At 62.0% G+C, this 16823-nt stretch carries 20 protein-coding genes and 1 pseudogene; 11 read left to right on the forward strand and 10 right to left on the reverse strand.

All coding sequences use genetic code 11. The features are described from left to right. Nucleotides 1–197: 197 nt before the first annotated feature. The 4 genes from TRIHO_RS06805 to TRIHO_RS06820 all read left to right on the forward strand — a co-directional run bounded on the left by TRIHO_RS06805 (nucleotide 198) and on the right by TRIHO_RS06820 (nucleotide 4238). Nucleotides 198–977 (forward strand): SDR family oxidoreductase, encoded by a 780-nt coding sequence (locus TRIHO_RS06805; RefSeq protein ID WP_068241538.1) that lies wholly within the window; start codon nucleotides 198–200, stop codon nucleotides 975–977. Nucleotides 978–985: 8 nt separating this feature from the next. Beyond that, a complete protein-coding gene (locus TRIHO_RS06810; RefSeq protein WP_068241540.1) occupies nucleotides 986–2104 on the forward strand; it encodes a hypothetical protein in 1119 nt (372 codons plus the stop codon). Between the two features lie 147 nt (nucleotides 2105–2251). Continuing rightward, nucleotides 2252–3367, forward strand: coding sequence for an ABC transporter ATP-binding protein (locus TRIHO_RS06815; RefSeq protein WP_068241542.1), 1116 nt, complete (start codon nucleotides 2252–2254; stop codon nucleotides 3365–3367). A 16-nt stretch (nucleotides 3368–3383) separates the two neighbouring features. Continuing rightward, nucleotides 3384–4238 carry a GNAT family N-acetyltransferase gene (locus tag TRIHO_RS06820; protein WP_068241545.1) on the forward strand — a complete coding sequence of 285 codons (855 nt, stop codon included), beginning with the start codon at nucleotides 3384–3386 and terminating at the stop codon, nucleotides 4236–4238. Between the two features lie 27 nt (nucleotides 4239–4265). On the opposite strand, the gene TRIHO_RS06825 is transcribed toward TRIHO_RS06820, so the two are convergent. The 8 genes from TRIHO_RS06825 to TRIHO_RS06860 form a co-directional block, all read right to left on the reverse strand. Continuing rightward, complete coding sequence (locus TRIHO_RS06825; RefSeq protein WP_068241548.1) at nucleotides 4266–4955, reverse strand: helix-turn-helix transcriptional regulator; 690 nt, start codon at nucleotides 4953–4955, stop codon at nucleotides 4266–4268. Nucleotides 4956–5081: 126 nt separating this feature from the next. Next, the gene (locus tag TRIHO_RS06830; RefSeq protein ID WP_232367725.1) at nucleotides 5082–5381 is read right to left on the reverse strand and encodes a hypothetical protein; all 300 of its coding nucleotides are present in this window, start codon (nucleotides 5379–5381) and stop codon (nucleotides 5082–5084) included. Nucleotides 5382–6249: 868 nt separating this feature from the next. Further along, nucleotides 6250–7596, reverse strand: coding sequence for a dihydrolipoyl dehydrogenase family protein (locus TRIHO_RS06835; protein WP_024099328.1), 1347 nt, complete (start codon nucleotides 7594–7596; stop codon nucleotides 6250–6252). A gap of 45 nt (nucleotides 7597–7641) precedes the next feature. Then, nucleotides 7642–8004 carry a hypothetical protein gene (locus TRIHO_RS06840; RefSeq protein WP_027238612.1) on the reverse strand — a complete coding sequence of 121 codons (363 nt, stop codon included), beginning with the start codon at nucleotides 8002–8004 and terminating at the stop codon, nucleotides 7642–7644. A 4-nt stretch (nucleotides 8005–8008) separates the two neighbouring features. After that, nucleotides 8009–9421: a mercury(II) reductase gene (merA, locus tag TRIHO_RS06845; RefSeq protein ID WP_024099326.1), complete on the reverse strand. Its 1413-nt coding sequence runs from the start codon at nucleotides 9419–9421 to the stop codon at nucleotides 8009–8011. A 12-nt stretch (nucleotides 9422–9433) separates the two neighbouring features. Next, nucleotides 9434–9625, reverse strand: a complete 192-nt coding sequence (merF, locus tag TRIHO_RS06850; protein WP_081731463.1) for a mercury resistance system transport protein MerF — start codon at nucleotides 9623–9625, stop codon at nucleotides 9434–9436. A gap of 32 nt (nucleotides 9626–9657) precedes the next feature. Continuing rightward, nucleotides 9658–9954 (reverse strand): heavy-metal-associated domain-containing protein, encoded by a 297-nt coding sequence (locus TRIHO_RS06855; RefSeq protein WP_024099324.1) that lies wholly within the window; start codon nucleotides 9952–9954, stop codon nucleotides 9658–9660. 14 nt (nucleotides 9955–9968) lie between these two features. Further along, entirely contained in the window at nucleotides 9969–10367 is a 399-nt protein-coding gene (locus tag TRIHO_RS06860) for a mercuric transporter MerT family protein (RefSeq protein WP_024099323.1), read from the reverse strand. 73 nt (nucleotides 10368–10440) lie between these two features. On the opposite strand from TRIHO_RS06860, the gene TRIHO_RS06865 reads away from it, so the two are divergent. Beyond that, the gene (locus TRIHO_RS06865) at nucleotides 10441–10875 is read left to right on the forward strand and encodes a MerR family transcriptional regulator (protein ID WP_024099322.1); all 435 of its coding nucleotides are present in this window, start codon (nucleotides 10441–10443) and stop codon (nucleotides 10873–10875) included. Between the two features lie 243 nt (nucleotides 10876–11118). On the opposite strand, the gene TRIHO_RS23665 is transcribed toward TRIHO_RS06865, so the two are convergent. Both TRIHO_RS23665 and TRIHO_RS24135 read right to left on the reverse strand, forming a co-directional pair. Continuing rightward, nucleotides 11119–12684 carry a calcium-binding protein gene (locus TRIHO_RS23665; RefSeq protein ID WP_068241552.1) on the reverse strand — a complete coding sequence of 522 codons (1566 nt, stop codon included), beginning with the start codon at nucleotides 12682–12684 and terminating at the stop codon, nucleotides 11119–11121. Nucleotides 12685–12783: 99 nt separating this feature from the next. Beyond that, nucleotides 12784–13443 (reverse strand): S24 family peptidase, encoded by a 660-nt coding sequence (locus tag TRIHO_RS24135; RefSeq protein ID WP_408646183.1) that lies wholly within the window; start codon nucleotides 13441–13443, stop codon nucleotides 12784–12786. On the opposite strand from TRIHO_RS24135, the gene TRIHO_RS24400 reads away from it, so the two are divergent. The 6 genes and pseudogenes from TRIHO_RS24400 (at nucleotide 13327) to TRIHO_RS06900 (ending at nucleotide 16797) form a co-directional block, all read left to right on the forward strand. Continuing rightward, nucleotides 13327–13686 carry a phage protein Gp36 family protein gene (locus TRIHO_RS24400; protein ID WP_082705051.1) on the forward strand — a complete coding sequence of 120 codons (360 nt, stop codon included), beginning with the start codon at nucleotides 13327–13329 and terminating at the stop codon, nucleotides 13684–13686. The genes TRIHO_RS24135 and TRIHO_RS24400 overlap by 117 nt on opposite strands. After that, on the forward strand, nucleotides 13622–13912 hold the full coding sequence (locus TRIHO_RS24405; protein ID WP_456300657.1) for a hypothetical protein: 291 nt from the start codon (nucleotides 13622–13624) through the stop codon (nucleotides 13910–13912). Before TRIHO_RS24400 ends, TRIHO_RS24405 begins: the two co-directional genes overlap by 65 nt. After that, nucleotides 13801–14385 carry a hypothetical protein gene (locus TRIHO_RS06880; protein WP_068241554.1) on the forward strand — a complete coding sequence of 195 codons (585 nt, stop codon included), beginning with the start codon at nucleotides 13801–13803 and terminating at the stop codon, nucleotides 14383–14385. Before TRIHO_RS24405 ends, TRIHO_RS06880 begins: the two co-directional genes overlap by 112 nt. Before the next feature lie 576 nt (nucleotides 14386–14961). Further along, nucleotides 14962–16212, forward strand: a pseudogene (locus TRIHO_RS24410) (peptidase G2 autoproteolytic cleavage domain-containing protein). Between the two features lie 83 nt (nucleotides 16213–16295). Then, nucleotides 16296–16580, forward strand: coding sequence for a hypothetical protein (locus tag TRIHO_RS06895; RefSeq protein WP_068241559.1), 285 nt, complete (start codon nucleotides 16296–16298; stop codon nucleotides 16578–16580). After that, nucleotides 16573–16797, forward strand: coding sequence for a hypothetical protein (locus TRIHO_RS06900; protein ID WP_068241561.1), 225 nt, complete (start codon nucleotides 16573–16575; stop codon nucleotides 16795–16797). The genes TRIHO_RS06895 and TRIHO_RS06900 overlap by 8 nt, the downstream gene beginning before the upstream one ends. The last annotated feature ends 26 nt before the right edge of the window (nucleotides 16798–16823 follow it).

The following is a 16823-nucleotide window of genomic DNA, read 5'->3' on the forward strand; positions in this document are numbered from 1 at the left end:
CCCCGGACGATGCGCCGTCCGCGATGGCGAAGGGCGCAACAAGTCTGGATGGTCATTCGTAAACGATAGGTTCACACTACGGCAAGATCCGGGCAGAGGTGGGAAAAAACTTTGTACCACCGCCGCATGATCACTGGTCAAGCCGGCCGCAGCCTGCCAGTTTCACCGCGCAACCGTCAATCAAGGGGAGGATCGGGATGGATCTGGGTATTCGCGGCAAACGCGCGCTGGTCTGCGCATCGAGCAAGGGTCTGGGGCTGGGTTGTGCCGAGGCATTGGCCGAGGCGGGCGTTGATCTGGTGATGAACGCGCGCGGCTCTGACGCGCTGGAGGCCGCCGCCGCCGATCTGCGCAGCCGCTTTGGCGTTGCGGTTGAAACCCATGCCTGTGACGTCACCGATGCCGCCGCCCGCGAGGCGCTGATCGCCCAGGCGGCCGAGGTCGATATTCTGGTCACCAACGCCGGCGGTCCCCCGCCAGGCCAATGGAGCGACTGGGAACGCGAAGATTTCATCAAGGCGCTGGATGCCAATATGCTGACCCCGATCGCGCTGATGAAGGCGCTGATGCCGGCGATGATGGACAAGGGCTGGGGCCGGGTCGTCAATATCACCTCGCAGTCGGTCAAGGCGCCGATTGCGGTGCTGGGCCTGTCGAACTCTGCCCGCGCCGGATTGACCGGCTACGTGGCGGGCACGGCGCGCCAGGTGGCGGGCAAGGGGGTGACAATCAACAATCTGTTGCCGGGCATCCATGCCACCGACCGCGCCGTCTCGCTCGATACCGGCGTGTCCGAGGCCAAGGGGATCAGCCTTGACGAGGCCCGCGCGCAGCGTGCCGCCACCATCCCCGCGGGGCGCTACGGCAGCCGGCAGGAGTTCGGCGCCGCCTGCGCCTTCCTGTGTTCGCAACACGCGGGCTTTATCGTCGGCCAGAACATCCTGCTGGATGGCGGTGCCACCAACATGACGATCTGAGCGGCCCGATGGCAGAGGCGTTCTCGCTCAAGGATCAGCTCTTTAACATCGACAAGATCCGCTATCTGGCGGGTCTTTTCGCGGGGGCGGATCTCCGTTTTGACGCGTCCGCCTTTGAAGAAGACGTGATGGCGCGGCTGCTCGATCTGGAGCTGAAGGCGCGCATCCACTGGATCGCAGAGCAATTGGCCGCGCATGTTCCCGGCCCGCTGAGCGCGGTTGCGCCGGTGATCCTGCGCGCTCTGCCGCCGCCGCTGGACCCAAGCCGGACAGACGATGACTTTGGCGATTTCATCTTTGCCCCGCTCGGGGAGTGGGTGACCGCGCTGACCCGGCAGCCAGAGGAGCTGCCGCTGGCCCTGGACATGCTGGAGGCGCTGACCCAGCGGTTCTCGATGGAGTATGCCATTCGCCCGCTGCTCAAACAGTGGCCCGAACCGGTGCTGGAACGGATCCTGGGCTGGACAGATCATGACAACTACCATGTACGCAGGTTGGCGACAGAAGGCACCCGGCCACGGCTCCCCTGGGGGCTGGCGGTGGATCTGCCCCTGACGGCGACGACGCCGATCCTTGACCGGTTGCACGGCGATCCGGCGCGGTTTGTCACCCGGTCGGTGGCCAATCATCTCAATGATATTGCCAAGAAAGCACCGGAAATCGTCATCGACCGGCTGACCGATTGGCAAGCGCGCGGCCTGCAGACGGACAAGGAACTGGCCTGGGTCACCTCTCATGCGCTGCGTGGTCTGGTCAAGGCGGGTGATCCCGATGCGCTGCGGCTGTTGGGCTACGATCCGGATCTGGCAGTGACCGCGCAGCTGACCTTGCCCCAAGAGGTGCGGATCGGCGACAAGCTGGCCATTGCCTGTGATCTGCAGGGGCCGACCGGCGCCCGTGTTCTGGTGGATTATGCCATTCAGTTCCAGCGGCCCGGCGGCAAATCCAGCACCAAAGTGTTCAAATGGAAGATCGGCCAGCTTGGCCCCAAGGGGCTGCAACTGAGCAAATTCCACCCGCTGCGGGCGCAGGCCTCGACCTTCACGCTGGTGCCGGGCGCGCATCGCGTGACCCTGCTGGTCAACGGTGTGCCCCGCGCCGAAGCCGAGGTGGCTTTGCAGGGCTGAGCCGGGCGACTACCGCCGCTGCCCCGCGACGGGCGGGCGGCGGCGGCTTGCGTGGTCTGATGCCCCTTGGTATCAGCGCAGGTATCAGCGCAAGGCGATCCGCCCACCTTCGACCGTTTCCCCAGCCAGCAGGACACAGCCATCAGAATGCCCGATCCCAAGACGCCCGCCCCGCAGGCCACCGGTCACGAGGTAACGCCCCGCCTGGAGATCCGACACCTGCGCCGTTTTTTCGAGGGCCGCGCGGTGGTGGATGATGTCTCGCTTCGGGTCCTGCCGGGGCAGGTGACCTGTCTGCTCGGCCCGTCGGGCTGCGGCAAGTCGACGACGCTGCGCATGATCGCCGGGGTCGAGATGCAGGACGAGGGCGAGATCTACGTTGATGGCCGGCTGATCTGCGACACCCTCCACCGGGTGCCGCCGGAGCGGCGCGAGATCGGGCTGATGTTTCAGGACTTTGCCCTGTTTCCGCACCTCAGTGTCGGCGATAATGTGGCCTTTGGTCTGAGGGGGGCGAAGGACAGCAAACGCCAGCGGGCCCAAAGTTTGCTGGATCGGGTGGCGCTTGGGCAATACATTGATGACTACCCGCATCAGCTGTCAGGCGGCGAACAGCAGCGCGTGGCCCTGGCGCGGGCCCTGGCGCCCCGGCCCAAGATCATGCTGATGGATGAACCTTTTTCGGGGTTGGACAACCGTCTGCGCGACGGCATTCGGGATGAAACCCTGAGCCTCCTCAAAGAAGAAGACACAGCCGTTTTGCTGGTCACCCATGAACCCGAAGAAGCGATGCGCATGGCGGATGAGATCGCGCTGATGCGGGATGGCAAGATCGTCCAGCAGGGCGCGCCCTACAACGTCTACACCCGCCCCGCCGACAAGGCAGCCGTGGCGTTCTTTTCCGATGTCAATCTGCTGCACGCGCAGGTCAACGGCGCATTGGCCGAGACCCCGTTTGGTCAGTTCCTGGCGCCCGGCATGCCGGATGGCACCAACGTGGAGATCGTGTTTCGTCCGCAGCATGTGCGCATCGACTTTGACCGCAACGGCCGCGGCCCTGAGGCCACCACGACCGAGGGCGTCCCGGCGCGCGGCGTGGTGCAGCGGGCGCGGTTTCTCGGCAATGAAAGCCTGGTGGAATTCCGCATGGATTTTGACGGTTCGGTGTTGAAGGCGACGGTGCCCAATGTGTTCCTGCCAGCCGAAGGGCGGGCCATGTGGCTGACCGTGCCCCGCAACCGCTGCTTTGTCTTCCCACGCTGAAAGAAATGGCGCCCTGATGACTGACGCTCCCATCGACATTCGCCCGTTGACCGCAGCCGAGATCGACCAGGCCGTCGCCTGGGCCGCCCGCGAGGGCTGGAACCCCGGTCACGCCGATGCCGCCTGTTTCGCCGCCCAGGACCCCGAAGGCTTCTGGGGCGGATTTGTGGACGGTGCCATGGTCGCTTGTATCTCGGTGGTCAACTACGGCTCTGATTTTGCCTTTCTCGGGTTCTATATCGTCGACGCGGCGGTCCGGGGGCAGGGCTATGGCTACGCCCTGTGGCAACGCGCCCTGGCCCATGCCGGGGGGCGTACGGTTGGCCTCGATGGGGTTGTGGACCAGCAGGAGAACTACCGCCGGTCGGGTTTTGCGTTCGCCTGGCGCAATATCCGTTTCAGCGGAGCGGTGACAGCGCAGCCGGCGGCCCACGACGGGTTGCGGGTGTCGCCGCTGGCGGCCCTGACGGCCGAGGTCGCGGCGCTGGATGCGCGGGTGTTTCCCGCCCCGCGTCCGGCGTTCTGGTCGCAATGGCTCGGCGCGCCGGGCCATCTGAGTTATGCGGTGCATGACGGTGCGACCCTCTCGGGCTTTGCCACGCTGCGGCCCTGTCACGACGGGGTGAAGATCGCCCCGCTGGTCGCCACCTCGCGCGCCGCAGCGGAGACGCTGCTTGCGGTCCTGTTGCCGCAGATCCCGGCGTCGGCGCAGGTCACGCTCGACGTGCCGGAACCGCATGGCGCGGCGGTGGCGCTGGCGCAGGATCTCGGGTTGCAGCCGGTGTTCGAGACGGCGCGGATGTACCGGGGGGCAGCACCTCGGGTGGCGCCGGAGCTGATCTTTGCTGTGACCAGTTTCGAGCTCGGCTAGCGGGCCAAGACGGGGTGCAGGTGCGGGCTAGCCCCGGGCTTCGTGCTCGCACATCGGATCATAGTCCTGCAACCGCTTGCCCGGCTCGTCCACGAACAATTCCGGCAGCGCCTCTGCGGTCTCGATCAGGTCGACCCGGAACACCCGGAACGCGGCGCGGGTTTCACACCAGGCGGTCACCGTCCAGACGCGCCCCCAATATTCCATCTGCAAGGGCCGGATCACCCGCTCTGTCAGCACCCCGTCGATCCGCCGATAGCGCAAAAAGAGTTTCTGGCGCGCTTTGATCGCCGCCCGCAGCGTCGGCATCTGGGCCAGACCGCGCGCCACATCGGCAAAGGGGTAGACAGCGAATTTCCAGCTGTCGGCCTCTGCCACGGTTTCAGTCGGCAGGACCGCGTCGATCTTGGCCGCCAGGGATTCGGCGGCCATCTTGAGATCGGTATCTGCGGCCTCCGCGACGATGGCCATGCCGAGGTTCAGCGCCTCCAGTTCCGCCGGGGTCAGGGTCAGCGGCGGCAGGGTGATCGCCTCGCGCACCATATAGCCGACGCCGCGCTCGCCTTCGACCGGCACCCCGGAGGCCATCAGCGTGTCCATGTCGCGATAGATGGTGCGGGTCGAGACCTCCAGCCGGGCAGCGATATCCTGCGCCCGGTGCAATTTTCCATTGCGCAGGATCTGGATGATTTCAAAGAGACGGTCGGTGCGGCGCATGAAAATATCTTTCGCCCGCGCCGCCCTGCCGGGTCAAGAGAAGACAGCGGCGCCGGTTGCGCCGCCCCGGCCAATCCGAAAACCCGGGCGGCATCGGTCTGGCCGGGACGGGCGCGAGGGGCGGACCTAACCCATCGCCAAGGACGGCTCGGACACCCACATCTGCCGCTCATGCCGCATGACCAGCGTTGCCGGATCGATCATGCGGATGATGTCGGCGGTGCATTCCGCCTGCGGGAACTTGGCGCTGGCCTCCTGGGCGGCGGTCATATCGGTCCAGATCACATAGTCCATCCAGACGCCATCGTCGCCCTTTGACAGCCGCCGGTCGATGAACCCCCGGAGCCCTCCGATAAATTCCGCTGTCTTGCGGGTTGCTGCGATATAGTCGGCATCGCTTACGCCCGGCACCAGTTTGAAACTCACCACTTCCACCACTGTAGGGTGACAGACTTATTTACAGTGATGCCGGAAGAAGACCGAAGAAATCGGAAGAACTCGGAAGGCCAATAAAATAAGGCGTTTGGCGAGGTGGGCGGTCGATAAGCGCCCTTATGTTCAGTTTTGCAGTAAGGCCGAAAATCGGCGCGAACTGGGACCATGAGCATCGTTTCGGCGTAAGGGCTGTGCTGTAGCTCGGCCTCCCATAAAACCCGTTTAAATAAGGCTTCAAACGCGTTTCGAGGCAACCTCTGAAGGGCATTTTTGCGCCCTGGAAGGCTTCGGAACTGGGACCTTGCCCGCCCAGTTGGGGCGTTGGGTCCCAGAAGCCAGTTTTTCGTTTGTATTCAATGAAGAGGCCTTACTCTGCATCAATTAGGTTCGTCGTGGAACTGGGACCCGAATTGGCTAAACGAACTCTGGATTTTAGCATATCATGCCGGGAGGTTATTGGAGAGAAAGCCATGCCCCGAAGAGTTCAATCCCCAAGATAGCGTGCCGCCCGTACCTTGTGCGAAATGGAGGGGCACCCGCCCGACATAGCCATGGACGGGAGACCTATGTGGCAATCCTATCTCCCTGAAGTGGATGCTGTTCTCAGGGCGGCACTTTCCGAGGACGATTGGGAAAAACTTGTCATTTCCGGCAATGAAGACGCATCGCAGTCTTCGTAGTGCCGACAGCTACCCTCTGATCTAGTGAGTACGGGTATGAGGGACAGAAATCCGTTGCGCTTTGATACGGGCCATGAGTGCTCTCGGCCCGTAGCGGACCTTCACATATCGAGTCGCGAAGGTCCGGTTCCGGGGTGTTACTAACATGAAGGAGTGCGCAACGGAAAGCCGTTGCACCATCAGAACATTGACCCCAAGTCAGAAGCCCCTGTCGGGTAAGCGGCAGGCATCGCTTTCACCTGCGCCGCCGTCAGCCCCAGCTTGATCGCCAGCGAGAAGACGTTGATCAGCTCGGCATACTCCGGGCCGAACATGTGGGCTCCGAGGATCTTGCCATCCTTGCCGGTGATAATCTTCGCACCGGCATGTGTTTCACCGATGCGCTTCTGCGAGAACCAGCCCGAGGTGTCGGTGAAGCTCACCTCCACATCACCCACCTCTCGCGCCTCTTCCTCGAGCAACCCGACCCGCGCCAGCTCGGGTATGGTGAACACCACGCTCGGCACTCCAGTGTAGTCGGGTTCAGTCCGCTTGCCCTTCAGCATGTTGGAGGCGGCGATCTTACCTTCGAACACAGCTACCGGGGTCAGCGGCTTTCCTGGCGAGGCGGCAGCGTCTCCGGCCGCATAGATGCGTGGGTTCGACGGAGATTGCAGCCAAGGCATGACCTTCACGCCACCGTGCTCGGTTTCGATATCGGCAGCCGCAAGGTCAAGATGGTCGATGGCAGGCACCCTACCTGCACCGTGAACGACGAGATCGGCTTCGATGGAATGGCTCTGACCGGCCCTGCGGTAGAGCACCCGGCGCGCCCCATTCGCGTCCTCGATCCGTTCCATTTCGGCCTCGGCCGCGATCTTAATCCCGGCTTCGCGGCTCCGTTCGAGCAACATCTTTACGAGTTCGGGGTCAAACATCTTCAACTGGCGTGCGCCGCGGTCGAGGATTGTCACCTCAGCTCCCGCCAGCGCGGCGATATGGGCGAATTCGAAGGAGATGTAGCCGCCACCGACAAAGGCGATCCGGCGCGGCAGTTCGGCGAGGTTCAGGAAATCGGTGCTGTCGATCAGTCGCTCGGCACCGGGAAATTTCAGCGGCCTCGGCTTTGCGCCCGTAGCAATCAGTGCGCGGCGAAAGGCGATCTCGCCGTAGCCGTCGATCTCGATCCGGTCCTCGGCGGTGAAGCGCGCGCGGCCATGTAGCGTTTTCACCCCGGCCTCTGTCAGCGCACTTTCCATGCTCTCGGGCACCGGGTCGGTGAAGCTCTCCTTGTGCTTCATCAGCGTGGGCCAATCGATCCTGGTCTCTCCTGCGACGCCCTTGCCTTCGAGCAGCCGCACGGCCTCCACCGCCTCGGCGCCGGCGCGCAGCATCTTCTTCGGGTCGCAGCCCCGGAGTGCGCAGGTGCCGCCATAAGGCAGCTCGTCGACGATGGCGACGGACCAACCCGCCTGGCTGCATTTTTTCGCGGCGTTGATCCCGGCCATGCCGGCGCCGATGACGATCAGGTCGAGTGTCTCGGTCATATGTGCTCCTCGTTCATGCTTGTCAGTCTGGGGCCGCTTACGCGTTCAACGATAGCGACCCATCAATCGTTCACTCAGCCCCCAGATCGCCATAGTGCCTCCACCCGTCGCAATGCCGAGCCAACGCCAGCCGTCCTCTCCGAGCGGCACCAGCCCCGTGCCATGGCCCAGCACAGGAAGCGTCATCGCCAGCAGGAAGGGCCCGGTGTAGCGGCAATGGACCCGGCCACAGCGCCGGGCATTGAACAGGCAGGCACTTCCCATCCACACCAATGCCAGCAACCAGATCCCCATCTTGGGTCCATCGGGCAGTGGAATCGCCAGCACCATGGCACCTATCGGCAACCACCAGGCAAGAGCGGCGCCGAGAGTCGAACCGAGGAGGTCGCGCTTCGATTTTCCGCTCATGCCTTCACCCAGCGCAGCAACTGAGAGCGGCCACGTCCTTCTCGAAGGTCTGGGCCGCAAGCTTCAGCCCTTCCACTGTCGTGAGATAGGGCATGATGGTATCGCCCAACTCCTCGTAGGTGAGCCCGGCTTTCAGCGCCATCGCAGCGGTCTGGATGCTGTCTGCGCCCTCGGGGGCGAGGATCTGCGCCCCCAGCAGGCGTTTGCTGCCTGCCTCGGCCACCAGCTTGATCAGACCGCGCGTGTCGCGGGCGGCAAGCGCGCGGGGGACTGCGTCGAGCGGCAGGACCGAGGTGAGGACCTCGTGTCCAGCGGCGCGGGCCTGTGCCTCGCTCAGTCCCACGCCCGCCACCTGCGGATCGGAGAACACGACCCAGGGCATCGTGCTGTTGTCGTAGCTGCGTGCCTCTCCCGCCACCGCGTTCCGGGCGGCGAGCTTGGCGCCGTAGGCCGCCATATAGACGAACTGGTTGCGCCCTGTGACATCGCCAGCGGCCCAGACGTTCGAGTTGGTGGTGCGCATCTGCGCGTCCACCACGATGCCGCCGCGCGCGCCGGTCACGATCCCGGCCGCGCCGAGGTTCAAGCCATCACTGTTCGGCACCCGCCCGGTGGCAAGCACCAGTCGCTCGGCGATGAAGTTCTCACCCCCGTTACCGGTCAAACGTAGGCCGTCGCCGTCGCGCACCACGCTCTCGTAGCCGGCGACCCGCGCCAAGCGAATACCCTCGGAAGCGAGGTAGCCCTCCAGTGCTTCGGAAATCTCGGGTTCGGCCTCGGGCAGCACACCGCGGCGGCTGACCAGCGTCACCGCGACACCGGCACGGGCGAAGAGCTGCGCAAACTCCACGCCGATATAGCCCGCACCGAGGACCAGCATTGAGGCGGGTAGAACGGTGAGTTCCAGCGCCGACGTGCTGTCGAGGGCGCCGATATCCTGAATGCCGGGGATCGCGGGCGCGTGGGGACGCGATCCGGTGGCGATAACGATCTTCGCTGCCGGGAACGCCGCGTCGTCTACGGTAAGACTGCCTTTGCCGTCGAACCGGGCGCGACCTTCGATGTAGTCCACGTTCTCGTGCCGAGGCAGCACGTCGGCGTATTTTGCCGCGCGCAACTCCTCAACGAGCGCCTGCTTTTGCGCAACCGTCGCAGTCCAATCAGTCACGCTGGCTTCGGCACTGATGCCGTCAAACCGATTGGCGGCGCGGGCGTGGTGAAGGCCCTCCACGGCGCGGATCAGGGCCTTGGAGGGCACGCAGCCCACGTTCACGCAGGTCCCGCCAATCGTCCCATCGCCGATCAGCGCGACTCGAGCCCCGGCTTCGGCGGCGGTAATGGCGGCCGAAAATCCGGCCGAACCAGCGCCGATCACAGCGAGATCGTAACCGCCCTTGGGAGTGCAGCAATCTTTCATATCATTCTCTCTTCAATTCGTGCGTTGGCGCCGCCAGAGCGCAAAAATGGTGATGCCGATGAACACTGCCAGCGCCGGCAGGAGCACGAAGTCGAGCCAGCCCAGCATGGCCGAGAGCCCGACCGCGCCCAGCAGGACCACAAGGACCGGGGTGAAGCAGCACAGCGCCACCAGGACGGTGCCGATCAGCCCGTATTTCAGCATGCGGTCGTCCTTGGGGTTTGTCTCGCGCTCGCTCACGAGACGTCTTCCTGGGCCACTGTTGCTCCATAGCCCACTCCGGTGACGGCGGCGATCAGCTGGTCCGGGTCGGTGGCGAGATCGTCATAGTGCAGGACGTAAACGCCATCCTCGGCCTCGCCCTCGAGGAATTCCGCGATCTCCACAGTCTCCACGCGCTTGAGCGCAGTGGCGACGATATAGCTGCACGAGGGGCAGGTCAGACCAGTGACGTGCAGGCGGGTCTCGGCTTCGGCTGCAAAGATCGCGGTCGGCGAGATCCAGAGGATGGCAGCGAGTAACACTTGTCTCATGATGGGCTCCGATATCAGAAGGTTAGGATGCGCGGCGCGACATAGGGAAAGACCAAGGCCAGCAGCACCACGGCCAGCGCACCCCAAAGCAGTCCGCGCATCAGGCCGCGATCCACCGGGCGCGCGCAGACCCCGGTGCCACAGTCCTCGGCAGACACAGGTCGGTAAGCCTTCCAGAATCCATAGCCGAGCGCCGCCAAGGCGAAGGAGAGGGTTATCCACTTGTAGGAGTAGAGCGCTGTAAGTTGGCCGATGAAGACCCCGGTGACGCCAAGGCTAACCAGGACCAGCGGCAGGATGCAGCAGGAGGTCATCGCCAGCGCCCCGAGCACCCCGGCGCCAGTGGCGGTCCATCCGGTCCTGTCGGGGCTGTCGCCCTCCCAACGTTCGGTATCGTTCGTCTCGATCGTCATCGTGTCACCCTGTTGTCGTTCGATGACTGACAAGATAGGGTCTGTAGCAGCTACAGGATCAAGGAGAAATTTCATGTCGGCTGATCACGCCCCCGCGAGCGAGCTCAAACGCTCCGATCTGGCCAGGCTGACCGGCTGCAACCTCGAGACGATCCGTTATTACGAAAATGTCGGCCTGGTGCCTGATCCGCCACGCACCGCATCGGGCCATCGCCGCTACAGCACGGCACATGTGGAGCGGCTGAACTTCGTGATGCGCGCGCGGGACCTTGGCTTTACTATGGAAGAGATCCGCGGGCTGCTATCTCTCGTCGATCGCGGCAGCCACACTTGTGCCGAGGTCGAGCGGATGGGGCGCCACCATCTCGAGGTAGTGCGCGACAAGATCCGCGATCTCCAAGTGATCGAGACCGTGCTCGCTCAGACAATCGCACGCTGCACCGGCTCGGACACACCAGATTGCCCCCTGCTCGACGTCCTTAGTGCGGGACAGACCAAGTCAGAGTAATCAGAAAGCTCGGTGGAATAGCTGTCATACACGCGAATTGCAGCGAATGGCCGTTGTCCGCCCTTTCCTCGCCCGCCGCGTCGGTGATCGGACCTCTTTTGAAAGCAACGCGGTTGGTCCGCAGCAAGTGCACAAAATGCTCCAAAGTCAGGCTGTCATGCTTGGTTTTGGAGGCATGGCTAACATTGTATAGCCGCCGTCAAGGGGGCGACTTATGTACGCACTAGACGCGGGGACTATTTCTCAAATGAATTTGAGATCATCGGCTAGGGTCGAAAGGTCGGAGATCCCTTCGATTAGCAAACTGTCCCGTCCGAAGTCTAACAGTATCGAATCTTCAATAACGCTCCCGAACTCCTCGACGACTTGTGATTTCCTGAGGTCACCGCGCCAAAGACCCGTGTCGAGCAAGATAGTGTCAATGTCGTCCTGGAAGTCTGCGATGCGGTCCTCGCCTGATTTCTTATTGAACTCGAACCGGTCGCGCCCGCCGCCTCCTTCCAAGAGATCGTTTCCTTTCCCGCCGTCCAGAAAGTCGGAGCCGCCGCTGCCTTGCAACGTATCTTCTCCGTTGCCTCCGGCGAGTCGATCTCGGCCTGCGCCACCGATCAGTTGATCCGAGCCTGCACCGGCGGAGAGCGTGTCGTTTCCAGATCCTCCGACCAAGCTATCGTTGCCACCGTTGCCAACCAGGACGTCGCGTCCGGAAGCCCCGTAGATCGTATCGCGCCCTCCGCCGCCTTTCATTAGGTCGCTGCCAGTTTGACCGAACAGCGCGTCGCTCCCGGCGTTGCCCATCAGAGTATCGTTTCCGGTTCCGCCGTTGAGCGTGTCGTGCCGCGCCCCGCCTTGCAGGAGGTCGTCGCCAGCGTGTCCGGAGATTGTGTCGTCGCCTCCGCGGCCTGACACTGTATCGTCCCCGATGTCTCCTGCCAGTTCATCAGCACGGCGCGTCCCCTGAACCGTCAGGTTTCCGGGAGTGGTCAACGTACCAGACACTTCGATTGGCGCTGTCTCGAAATTTACTGAAACGCGGATACTGGAAATCTCGACGCTCCCCGCTATGTCTGTTCCTGAGAAGGTAAACCTGAGCAGATCACTCATCTCGACCGCTGATGCGGGAGACGCTGTAATACTGACAGTGGTGTTCGTTCCGTTTGAGGACTGATAGCTGGAAATGCTCCCAGATGTGCTAAGCGAGACATCGTCCAAGTCCATATTTGGGTTCGCGAAAGTCACGTTGATTTGGACACGGCTATTTGCCGAGACAGGTTGGTCGCCGACCGACAAAGTGGCCACCCCACCGTTCCCGGTTGGGGCAAGGACAAGCGAAAATGGATCAACGTCAACGGTCTTGACGAGTTCTAGGGAATAGTTGTGTGCCCCCGGCGTGCTTGCCTCACGTATTTTTGTGAAGAAAAGAAACTGCCCGCCAGAACCGGCGCTGAACTCGTCTGTCCAGATTGCGTTCTCATCGTCAAAAAGGTCGCCATGATTGTTCAAAACCAGGTCAACGTACCGGCCAGATTCTTCGTAGATTGTAATCGCACGGTTGCTGGTAAAGTGGCTGGTGTCGTCCACTTCCAAACGAATTTGGTAGGTATCCCCCGCATCAAGTTTCCCCACGAACGTGTCGTAGTCGAAGCTGCGGTATCGATCAGCTTGCAGGTAGGCTTGTATTTCAACGCCAGAAATGAGCTCGGATACCAGATAGTCTGGATCGCTCAGAATGGCCGAGAGCTCATCATCGGTGGGAAGTAAATCAAAACCCGATAGGTCTTTGGTCGCAGTCTCAAATATTGTTTTCATAAATAAATTTCTTCAATAGATTTTCAAAGGCGGTCTTAAAGCAACTTTGACGGTATCTCTCTTGATGGGTTTTGCGCAATATCAAAGGCTGTCGCAGCGTCACCATTCGTGCATTGATGCGACGACGCGCCCGACGACCCGGACGCCGTCGGCCTCTGGCGTCTTGATCTCGATTGGGGAGTACTGCGCGTTGCGACTAACGAGCCGCACAGTGTCGCCAGGGACATATTGAATGCGTTTCACGAACAAGTTGCCCGAGTATTGGACGGCATAGATTTTGCCGTCTGAAAGCTCGGTGTTGCCTAGGTCAATCAGCACCAAGTCACCATCGTTCAGGTCGGGTTCCATACTGTCGCCTCGCACTGAGATCACCGATAGCGTGTCTGGTTTCAGCCCGCGCTTGCTGAGCCATTTGCGATTGAATGCGTAGGCCTGCGTATTCCGCTCGCCGACCTCAGTGACGACGAGCTGGCGGCATTGGAACAAGAACCGCGCTTGCTGACCCAGCGCATCGAGGTGGTTTCCGAATAAGCGGCCAACTCTGCCCACAAGAGCCGCTTTTGCTCCGGCCAACGGAGCCTCGGTCCGGCGGCGACCTTCGCGTCGCCGGGCCATTTCCCTCACCTCTCGGAGCGCAGGCAAATGCCCTATACCACCGTCGAAGACCTGAGTGATCGCTATGGCGAAGGCCTGCCGATTTCCCTGACGGATCGGGCTGAAACCCCGACCGGGGCGATTGTCCAGGACACGGCTGATCAGGCCATCGCCGATGCCGACGCGTTGATCGACGGCTATCCTGAAGACCCGCGTGAAAGACACCGAGGACGGCATTTCTGCGCAGGCGCAATCCCTGCTAACGCTTTCGACAACCGTGGGCGAAAACGAAACTGCAGTGCAAACCGTGGCCGAAAGTGTCGATGGCATGTCTGGTCGCCATATGCTGAGTGTCAACGTCAACGGCGTGGTCTCGGGCATGGTGATTGCCTCCAAGGCGGACGATGACGGCGAAGTTGACAGCACGGTTGCGTTTGACGCTGACGCCTTCACGATTTCCAAGCCGAAGGGGAACGGGGCGGCCACGCCTTTTGCGGTCTATACTTCCCGCCGGGCGTCTACATGGAAAACGCCTACATCGGCCACGCCGCAATTGGGCGCGCGCAGATCTCGGACACGCTTGCGAGCGACGACTACGCCCAGGACGCGGACGGTCGCCCAACATCCGGGGTGAAGATCAATTTCAAGAACGGCAATATCAAGGTGGCGGGCCTGGTCATCAGCCGCCCGCTTACTCTGGCCTCGGGCAGTTTTACGGTGCCGGGAATTGTCACGGACGGTGCGCGGTGGGCGTTTGTGAATACCGGGATCCGGGTCGGCCAGAATGACGTGTGGCAGGCGAACCAGGTGGCGCTGGTCGCGACGGCTGCGATCACATCGGGGGCGACTGCAGGCGTTGGCTTCGACCCGAATAACACATTCTGGGCGTTGGAGGCTGCAATCCAGCCCGGCGCGCGCTGGAACGGCTTTGGCGGCGGTAATCCTGCGCCCACGAACAAGTGGAGCCGAGACCCAAACCAGCTTGTGACGCCTTGGTGGTCGTCGGCAACCGACCAGCGCCTTTACCTTGCAATTTCACTGGAAGCCCTCGGCGACGTCGAATTCCAAAATCCAACAATCGAATGGACCGTCTACGAGGTCACATAAGGAGAAAGAGCCATGGCTTGGGTAAGTACAGGCACAGTTAGCGTCACGAATGGCAGCGTGGCGGTTACAGGCAGCGGCACCAATTGGTTTGGGTCGTTGCAGAACGGGTGGGGGTTCGTCGGCCCGGATGGACGCACTTATGAGATCCTGACGGTCAACAGCAACACGTCGATCACCCTCAAAACCGCCTATCAGGGCGCGACGGCGGGCGCGCAGACCTACGCGGCGTTTCCGACCGGATCGCAGAATTTTGACCTGACCGCAGCCCTTCAGGCGCTGATCGGAAATTATCAGGGGGTCTATGACACGGTGGGGCAGGGCCGGTTTAACAACGGTACAGAGGCCGCACCGGGCATCACGTTCGATGCTGATCGCGACACAGGGCTAAGGCGGGCTGCTTCAAATGCGCTCGCGCTTGTCGCCGGTGGCACAGATCAGTTGCATCTTACTGGGGGTGTCGCCACTGGAGATGCTGTGCAGATTGACCCCTTGGACTTGACGGCGGGAAAGCTCCTGCGCCTCGGTGCGCTCGGGCTTGGTGTCAAGGCTGATGAACTGGCACCAAGCGTGTTGGACATGGATACGGCTCCGTCGGGGTTTGGGCGCATCGCCGGGTCTACCAATGGGGCTGTCCCGTCCGGGGTGGGGTCCGGGGCAGTACTGACCCTTGCAAATCAGATCGGTCGCGCGAGCCAACTGGTATTCCCGAGTAACACGAACCAGATTTACATCCGAACGAAGCACAATGATGAGTGGCTTGACTGGGTTCCCTTGATCACCCCGGACAACGCTTCCTTTGACGATGTAATCTATATCCAGAAGACTGAAAACGCAGGGTATTTGCAGATTGAATCAACGGGCGAATTCGTATTCGACTTTGACGTTATCCCGCCTGACAGCACAGCAAAGGCCGGGATACGGTTCTTCCGTGACACAAACACAACCGGCGATGTTACGTTCGATATTTTGCAGGGCAATGGTGGCACGAACATCAATCACCGCCTCGGTGGGAATGTGAATAGCTACATGTGCAATGCAAACGGAACTTTGTCAGTTGGTGGTGATGCCTCCTATGACAAACTAAACGTTTTTTCCGATGAAGAGTTGTCAGGGGCGCTTTACCTGCGAAATACGCACGCTTCGTTTGCGCGTCGTACAATTAGCGCGTGGGTGAACCGGGCCGGTTCGTCCGACTTTGATTTTTTGCGGTGTGTATCAAACGCAGGTGCATCTGCTGATCTGGAAACAGTCATCCGTGGGGACGGGTTTAACACTACGGATGGCACCTGGGCGGGCGGCGGTGCCGACTTCGCGGAATTCTTCGAGTGGCTGGACGGCAACCCGACCGGCGAGGATCGACGTGGCACTACGGTTGTTCTGGACGGTGACAAGATCCGCCCGGCGCTGGCGGGCGAGGACCCCTTTGGGGCAATCTCCGCCAACCCTACTGTTATTGGCGATAGTGACATCGAACGCTGGAAAGAGAAGTACCTGCGCGACGACTTCGGGTCCTATATCTGGGAAGATTACGAGTCTGTTTCGTGGACTGAGATGGCCGATGAGCCGGTCAGTCATAGCTACGCCGCAGACTAGGTTCCTGATGGCGTTACCGTGCCTGACGACGCCGTGCGCGTCACTCAGCAGCGCCGGTGCCTGAACCCGGCGTTTGATCCGGCGGAAGCCTATCAGCCGCGCAGCGAGCGCCCTGAGTGGGACTTTGTGGGGCTGGTGGGCAAGCTGCGGCTGCTCAAAGGTCAACCAGTTGGCGCGCGCTGGATCAAGATGCGCGACGTGAGCGCCAGCGTTGAAGAATGGCTGGTGCGATGACCAATCTGCTGCCTCTGGGAAACCTGCTTTATCCCGCCGCCTTTAACGCGGCCTTCACCACTGCTTTAACAGGAGTTTAAACGATGCCACGAAGCCAAGAAATTGTAACGGTTGAACCGGATACCTGGACTGAGCTGACCTCTGGCGACGCGCTCGCAGGGGCGAAGTTCCAGGCCCTCGACGGCGTGATCGCGGTGCGCCGTGGCACTGACGCGCAGCCCGCCGCCGCCGAAACCGGCTGGCGGTATGGAACCGGGCAGGGCGAACGCGTCTCTGACCTGTCGGATATCAGCGGGGCGGCCGGAAACCGGCTCTGGGGCAAGAGCCTCGGGCACACGCATGTCGAGGTTATGGTCGATCATGCGTGACTTTGCAGACCTCAGCCCCTTTGGCCTCAGCTCGCCGTTTCCCCGGCCCCTGACGCCGCATGCGCTCGCCTATGATCCGGTTGCGCTCTTTGATCCATCCGACCTCTCGACGCTGTACCAGGACGCGGCCGGGGTGGTGCCGGTGACGGCCGATGGCGATCCGGTGCGGCGGGTCCTGGACAAGAGCGGCAACGGCAACCACCTGGTGGCGCGATAGACCGGCCTTGCGGCATCGGATGTAGC

The organism is Tritonibacter horizontis, from assembly GCF_001518015.1.
Lineage (GTDB): Bacteria > Pseudomonadota > Alphaproteobacteria > Rhodobacterales > Rhodobacteraceae > Epibacterium > Epibacterium horizontis.